Annotated in this window: 4 protein-coding genes and 1 pseudogene; 1 reads left to right on the top strand and 4 read right to left on the bottom strand. The window is 73.7% G+C overall.

Annotation, left to right across the window (positions count from 1 at the left end; translation table 11 throughout):
• Positions 1-28 precede the first annotated feature (28 nt).
• The 4 genes and pseudogenes from ACWD01_RS21560 to ACWD01_RS21575 form a co-directional block, all read right to left on the bottom strand.
• Entirely contained in the window at positions 29-898 is an 870-nt protein-coding gene (locus ACWD01_RS21560) for an esterase/lipase family protein (protein WP_451164137.1), read from the bottom strand.
• A gap of 219 nt (positions 899-1,117) precedes the next feature.
• Complete coding sequence (locus tag ACWD01_RS21565) at positions 1,118-2,101, bottom strand: DNA polymerase Y family protein (RefSeq protein WP_451164139.1); 984 nt, start codon at positions 2,099-2,101, stop codon at positions 1,118-1,120.
• Entirely contained in the window at positions 2,098-5,628 is a 3,531-nt protein-coding gene (locus ACWD01_RS21570; RefSeq protein WP_451164141.1) for a DNA polymerase III subunit alpha, read from the bottom strand. The genes ACWD01_RS21565 and ACWD01_RS21570 overlap by 4 nt, the downstream gene beginning before the upstream one ends.
• Positions 5,629-5,904: 276 nt before the next feature.
• Positions 5,905-6,316 (bottom strand): annotated as a pseudogene (locus ACWD01_RS21575) (barstar family protein); the annotation flags it as partial.
• A 122-nt stretch (positions 6,317-6,438) separates the two neighbouring features.
• Between ACWD01_RS21575 and ACWD01_RS21580 the strand changes: the two are divergent.
• Positions 6,439-7,488 carry a DUF3533 domain-containing protein gene (locus tag ACWD01_RS21580; RefSeq protein ID WP_451164143.1) on the top strand — a complete coding sequence of 350 codons (1,050 nt, stop codon included), beginning with the start codon at positions 6,439-6,441 and terminating at the stop codon, positions 7,486-7,488.
• The last annotated feature ends 192 nt before the right edge of the window (positions 7,489-7,680 follow it).

A 7,680-nucleotide genomic window follows, 5' to 3' on the forward strand; every position in this document is an offset into this window, starting at 1 on the left:
GCGGAGACCGGCCTTCGTGACGCGGTGGTCAGCCGAAGACTGACGCGCAGGTGGTGGGTTTCGCGCGCGCCGGGTCGAGCGCGTTGGCCACCTCGTGGAACGCGATCAGGTCGAAGATGCCGATCGCGATGTGCTCCGAGAAGTCGACGGGGCAGAGGTCCTGGAGCAGGACGTTGCGGACGTCCGGCCCGCTGAGGTACTGCGTCCGCCAGGGGGTGACCACCTCGTCGTAACGGGTGGCGATGACCGTGTACTTCACTCCGGGCACGGTGTCGCCGCCCGCGTTGAGCTTGGTGAGGAAGTCGGATCCGACGACCTGGTCGGCGAGGGCGGGGGTGTGCGTGCCGAGCAGGTCGGCCGCGCCGGGGAAGTACGGCAGCAGCCCGGTCAGTCCGTTGAGGGTGGTGCCGTGGTTGCTGGGCGCGAGGCCCACCAGGGCGTTCACCTTGGCCGCTCCGCCCAGGAACTTGAGGTAGTAGCGCGGCATCATGCCGCCCTGGGAGTGGCCGACGATGTCGGCCTTGGAGGCGCCGGTGGCGGCCAGGACCCGGTCGACGTACCCGGCGAGTTGCTCGGCCGACTTGTCGATGGGGCCGAGGCCGTGGAAGAAGGGCACGTTCGGGAGCTGCCCGTAGTCGAGGGAGAAGACGCAGTAGCCGCGCTTCGCCAGGTAGGGGGCGAGGACGAGCCAGTTGTCGACCGAGTTCCCGAGGGTTCCGTGGACGAGGACGACGGGGCGGGGATGGGCGGCGGAGGGCTTGCAGTCGTAGTTGTTCCAGCCACTGCTGGGGGCGGTGGTGGTGGACGCGGCGGTTGCCGTGGCGGCGGGGGTGAGGGCGACGGCCACTGCGAGGATGAGGGCTGACAGCGGTCTGAGGGCACGTCTCCAAGGCAGCATCGGTCAGTCTCCTTGCGGCTCAAGGGATTTCGACTGGTGGGGGTTGCTGTGGTCACGTCAACTTACGGGCGAGTAACCATGGCTGGGAAGTTACGCGTCGGTAAAGATTGATTTTTCTACAGACTTACGAAACGAGGCGTAGCGCAGGTCAGAGCCTGTTCGAGGTCGCCGCAGGACGGCCCGTACCGCCTCAGGCCCGCGAAGTGACCCCGTACCGCCTCAGGCCGCCAGCGACCCCGGCACCACGGCCCGCGGGCCGAACTTCGCCCGGGCCCGGTCCGCCACTTCCTCGAGCCTGCGCGCCCGTTCGTCGGCGGGGTCGAACGTCAGCTGCCGCGCGGCCCGTTCGGCGGCCGTCAGGTCCTCGGCCCGCAGCGACAGACCCCGCACCCTGGCCCGCTGGAGCCCGAGCGCCGCATGGAGCGCGTACGCGGCGTCGGCGAGTGCCGCCGAGTGGGCGGTCGGCTCGCGCAGGGTGCGGGTACGGGTGGTCGTGGACCGGTCGGCGTAGCGCACGGTGAGCGTCAGGGACCGGCACACCTGGCGCTCGCCCCGCATCCGCGACCCCAGCTCCCCGGCGAGCGAGAGCAGCGCCCGCCGGTGCTCCGACTGGTCCAACTCGTCGAGGCCGAAGGTCCGTTCGGCGGCCATGGAGCGCGAGAGGGCGTTCGGGACGACCACCGTGCGGTCGATGCCGCGCGCCCGCTCCCACACCTCGCGTCCGGCCCGCGCGCCCAGGATCCGCTGGACCACGGCGAGCGGCGCGTCGGCGAGCCGGCCGACGGAGTCGAGCCCGTACGCGCACAGGGTGCGGGCGGTCACCGCGCCCACCCCGTCGAGCGCGCCGACCGGCTTGCCGGCCAGGAAGGCGGCGGACTCCTCCTCCGTCACCGCCAGGGTCGTACCGGGTACGGCCTCCCGTGCCGCCATTCTGGCGAGCATGGGTACGGGGCCGGCACCGATCACGCAGTCCACGCCGCAGTGGGCGAGCGCCCGGACCCGCAGCAGCGACGCGAGTTCGACCGCGTCCCGCCCGAAGTACCGCTGCGCGCCCCGGACGTCGAGGAGCGCCGCGTCCGGCGGCAGGGCCTGGACGACGGGGCTGATGTCCTCGGCCAGGGTGAGCAGCGCGGGCAGCGCCGCCTCAACCCCTCCCGTTCCAAGTGCGGGCGGAGCGAGCAGGAAGCGTACGTAGAGGATCATCCGGCGCTCCCCGGGCTCTGGTGCCACAACTTCCTTCCGCTCGCGGCGCCTTCACCGGCGGGCCTGAGGTCGGCCCACGGGTTGAGCTCGTATCCGGTCGGCAGCTGGATACGGCGGCCGCTGTCGGAGGCCCCGCTGTCGGAGGCCCCGTTGCCGGAGGTCTGGCCGTCCGGCTCCGGTGCCGGGGCGGCCAGCCGCGCGGCGACCGCGTCGAGGCCGCCGGTGCGCCGCAGTTCCACCAGCTCCGCGAGGTTCCAGGCGGCCGAGCCGACCACACTGAGGCTGCGCGGTCCGCGCCGCTGCACCACTCCGCGCACCAGCAGCAGCCAGGAGTGGAAGACGGTGTGGGCGCAGGCGGCGTGGCTGTCGTCGAAGAAGGCGAGGTCGACCAGGCCGGTGCCGTCGTCGAGCGTGGTGAAGATGACCCGCTTGCCGGAGCGGATCGGCGGTGTCTGGGTGGCCGCCTTGGCGCCCGCGACGAGCACCGTCGCCCCGTGCGGCGCGGCGCGCAGCCGCTGCGCGGAGAGCGCGCCCAGCTCGGCCAGGAAGGCGTGGTGATCGGCCATCAGATGGCGGGAGGCGTCCATGCCGAGCACTCCGAGCTCGGCGCTGAGGCGTTCCGCGTCACCGAGGTCGGGCAGCCCGACGGGGGCGGTCCGCTGCCCCTGGGCGAGCGGGAGCTGGCTGCCGTAGGAGGCGGCGCCGCGCCGGGTGCGGTGCAGTTCGGCGAGGTGCAGCAGCAGGTCGCGGCGGTTGGCGCCGAAGGCGTCGAGCGCGCCGACCTGGGCGAGCCGCTCGGCGACCGGCCGTGCGGGGCTGGCCCGTTGCCAGAAGTCCAGCAGGGAGGAGTACGGCTGTCCGGCCTCGATACGGGCGGCCTCCGCCTCGCTGATGCCGTGGACGTCCGAGAGCGCGAGCCGCAGCCCCCACCGGCCGGCACCCGCCCCGACCTCAGCCCCACCTTCAGCCCGAACCCCGGCCTCAGCCCCACCCTCAATCTGAGCCCCAGCCCCACCCTTACCAGACACCAGTTCGATTCGGTGAGCGACCGCGGACCGGTTCACGTCCAGCGGCAGCACCGGCACCCCGCGCCGCCGTGCGTCCGCGAGCAGCAGCCGCTTCGGGTACATGCCGGGGTCGTGGGTGAGCAGCCCGGCGTAGAAGGCGGCCGGGTGGTGCGCCTTGAGCCAGGCGGACTGGTACGTCGGCACGGCGAACGCGACCGCGTGCGCCTTGCAGAAGCCGTACGACCCGAAGGCCTCGATGATCTCCCAGGTGCGGCCGATCACCTCGGGCGCGTAGCCCTTCGCGCCGGCGCTCTGCGCGAACCAGACCTTGATCCTCCCCTGCGACTCGGGGTCGGACAGACCGCGCCGCACCCGGTCGGCCTCGTCCCGGCCGCAGCCGGTCATGATGTCCAGGATCTCGATGATCTGCTCGTGGAAGACGACCACTCCGTACGTCTGGCGCAGCGGCCCTTCCAGGTCGGGGTGGGGATAGCGGGCGGGCGCGCGGCCGTGCCTGGCCTCGATGAACGGCCGCACCATGTCGGCGGCGACCGGTCCCGGCCGGAACAGCGAGATGTCGACGACCAGGTCGCCGAAGGTCTCCGGCTGCAGCCGCCCCACCAGATCGCGCTGGCCGGGCGACTCGATCTGGAAGCAGCCCAGCGTCTCGGTCGACTTGATGAGCCGGTAGGTGTCCGGGTCGCCCTGCGGTACGGCGTCGAGGTCGACGTCCTCGCCGCTCGCCCTGCGCACCTCGGCGACCGCGTGCGCCATCGCCGACTGCATCCGCACCCCGAGGACGTCGAGCTTGAGCAGCCCGAGCTCCTCCACGTCGTCCTTGTCGAACTGCGACATGGGGAACCCCTCGCCGCTGGTGGGCACCACCGGCGTACGGGTGGGCAGCGAGGCGTCGGAGAGCAGCACGCCGCACGGGTGCATGGCGACCCCGCGGGGCAGCGCGTCCAGCGCCTCGACCAGCTCCCAGAGCCTGCCGTGCTCCTCGCGCGCCACGCCGCGCAACTCGGGCAGCTCCTCCAGGGCCGCGCGGGCGTCGCGGGCCCGGATGTGCGGGAAGGACTTGGCGATCCGGTCGATCTCGGCCGGGTCCATGGACAGGGCGGCGCCCACGTCCCGTACCGCGTGGCGCACCCGGTAGGTCTCGGGCATGGAGACGGTCGCGACCCGCTCCTCGCCGAAGCGGCCGATGATCGCCCGGTAGACCTCGAGCCGGCGGGCGGACTCCACGTCGATGTCGATGTCGGGCAGGACCCGGCGCCGCTTGGACAGGAAGCGCTCCATCAGCAGGCCGTGCTCGACCGGGTCGGCGTGCGCGATGCCGAGGAGGTGGTTGACGAGGGAGCCGGCCCCGGAGCCGCGCGCCGCGACCCGGATGCCCATGCCCTTCACGTCGTCCACCACCTGGGCGACCGTCAGGAAGTACGAGGCGAAGCCGTGGTGGGCGATGATGTCCAGCTCGTGGTGCATCCGCTCCCAGTACGCACGCCGGCCGTCGTAGCCGCGCAGCACCATTCCGGCGGCCGCCCGGGAGGCCAGCACCCGCTGCGCCGTGCGGTACTCGGCGCCGACGAGGGCGGGCTCCGGGAAGTGGACGCTGCCGATCCCGAGGTCGTCCTCGGGATCGACCAGGCACTCGTCGGCCGTCTCCTCCGTCATGGCGAGCAGCCGGTGCGCGGTGTCGCGCCGGAAGCCCGCGGCCTCGGCGACCCGCTCCGCGAGGTGGGCCATCGCGGCCGGGTCCTTGAGCCAGCGCTCGCCGCTGTCGAGACCCTTGCGCGGGTCGATCGGCACCAGGCGGCGGGCCGCGTCGAGCACGTCGGCGACCGGGCCCTGGCCGGGGTCGGCGTACCGGACGGCGTTGGTCAGCACCGCCCGTACGCCCTGCTCGGCGGCGAGGCCGAGGGTACGGGCGGCGTGCCGCAGCGAACCGGCGCCGGTGCCGGTGCGGCCGTGGTGCACGACCTCCAGCCGCAGCCGGTCGCCGTACCGCTCCCGCCAGGGGGCGAGCAGCCTGGCGGCACGGTCGGGGCGGCCGGCGGCCAGGGCGCGGCCCACCTCGGAGGACGGGCCGAGCAGCACGGTCAGGCCGTCGCCGTGGTTGTCGCCCCAGGGCAGCAGCGGGCTGCGCGGGTCACTCGCGTGGGCGGCGGTGATCATCCGGCACAGTGCGGCCCAGCCGTGGCGGTCCCGGGCGAGGAAGACGTTGCGTGGCGCGGACTCGTCGACGAACGCCCCGCCGCGCACCGGTGTACGGCGCCGCTCGGCGGGCCCCTCCCGCCGCTCCCGCTCCCCCACGGCGAGGTCGACCCCGAACAGCGGCCGCACCCCCTCCTTGGCACAGGCCGAGGCGAACCGGACCGCACCGGCGAAGGTGTCCCGGTCGGTCAGCGCGAGGGCGTCCATACCGCGCTCGGCGGCGGAGGCGGCCAGCCGCTCCGGGTGGGAGGCCCCGTATCTCAGGGAGAACCCGGAAACGGTGTGCAGATGCGTGAAGCCTGACATCTGCACCTCCTGGATCAGTCGTTCTCACCTCCCCCACCTCCACCATAGACCAGTTTCGAACGTATGTACGACACATTCCCGCCACCCGCCGCCCGGCCCGGCACGGGGCCGGGACGACGCACTCCAGCCGGCCCCCTGGGCGTGCAAGGCCGCGCTGAGCTGGGGTTTTATCCGGTTGCTGCTCTACCGGTGTACGGGTGGGTGCGCTCGTCACGGGGACTCGACGTGCCGCGCTTGAGGCCGTGCCCCTCCCCCACATGGCCGACATCGCCGCGCCGCAGCTTCGGAGGGCAGTACGCGGGCGAACTCCCGGCAGGAGCCCAGCCACCGGTAGCCGTCATGGAGTCGGACAGCGCCTCTGTGCCCCTCGGGCGGGCCCTCGTAGTCGTCCTGACCGGTGAGCACGAGACCGTCCGTTCCGGGATGCTGCCCGAGACTCTCCGCGTCCTCCAGGAGCCAGGCATCGAGCGCGCTGTCCTCCGGCACGAGCCACACCCGGCTGCCGACCCAACCGCACACCTCGGCTCCGTCCGGCACCCAGCCGAGCAGTTCGTACGTCCCGCGCCGGGGTTCCCCGAACAGTCCCTCCGTCTCGGCGCAGACGCCCCAGACATGGCCGCTTCCGGTGTCCGTCAGCCTGTACCGGCCCTGCCCGCGATGGTCGCTGTCCTTGCACGGTGGGGATCATGCCCGGACCAGGACCGGAGCGTGACACTCTTTTCGTGGTCGATCCGCCGTGGCGGCGTGGCGCGGTGACCCATTCGGCCCGTAGCGCCTGCGTCCGGCGCGGGTGCGGTCGAGCGTTGGGCCATGGCGCAGACGGCACGAACAGACGACGGGCAGCGCAGGGGCTTCCTCGGCGAGGTCAGGGACGCGGTGAGCCTGCGGGCCGCGGCCCTGGTCCTCGGGGTGCTGGCGCTCCAGCTCGGCTTCATCACGTCGTACATCGGCGCTTTCCATCAGCCGCAGCCCGACAGGATCCCGCTGGCCGTCACCTCGCCCGATACTCAGGTCGCCGACGAGGCCCTGTACCGGCTCGACCGGCTGCCGGGCGACCCCCTCGAACCGAGTACCGTCGCCGACGAGGCGGCGGCCCGCCGGCAGATCATGGAACGGAAGGTCGACGGGGCGCTCGTCATCGACCCGCGGGGCACCACCGACCGGCTGTTGGTCGCGGGCGGCGGGGGCGGGGCGCTCTCGCAGGCGCTCGCCGAGGTCGTCACCAGGGCCGAGCAGTCGCAGGGCCGTGCGGTACGTGTGGTGGACGTCGTCCCCGGCGCCGCGGGCGACGCGCGCGGGCTCTCCTCGTTCTACCTGGTGGTCGGCTGGTGCGTGGGCGGCTATCTGTGCGCGGCGATCCTGGCGATCAGCGCGGGCGCCCGTCCTGCCAACGCGAGCCGCGCCGTCATCCGGCTCGGCGTACTGCTGCTGTACTCGATCGCCGCGGGACTGCTCGGCACGGTGGTCGCGGGCCCCGTGCTGGACGCACTGCCCGGCAGCGTCTGGGGCCTGTGGGGGCTCGGCACGCTGCTCGTCTTCGCCGTCGGCGCGGTGACGCTGGCGCTGCAGGGGCTGGCGGGCGTCATCGGCATCGGGCTGGCGATCCTGCTGGTGGTCGTCCTCGGCAACCCGAGCGCGGGCGGCGCGTATCCGTACCCGCTGCTGCCGCCGTTCTGGCAGGCGATCGGCCCGGCGCTGCCGCCGGGGGCGGGCACGTACGCGGCGCGCTCGATCGCGTACTTCCGGGGGAACGGGGCGGGCGGGCCGCTGCTGGTGCTGGCGGCGTGGGCGGTGGGGGGTGCGGTGGTCACGCTGGGCTGCGCGGTGGTGCGGCGGGGGACGCGGGCCCGGGCGGACTGAGGTGTACCGCGCTCCGCGCGGTGGCCTCAAACGCCGGCGGGGCCGATTCTGTGAGCCTCGCCGGCGTTGAGGCGCGGGGGTGGGGGGGGGGGGGGGGGGGCGGCCCCCCCCGCCCCCCCCCCCGCCGGCGCCCCCCCCGGCCCCCCCCCCCCCCCCCCGCCCGGCGGCCACAAAAACCCCCCCCCCCACCAC

The organism is Streptomyces sp. NPDC002835 (genome assembly GCF_053591995.1).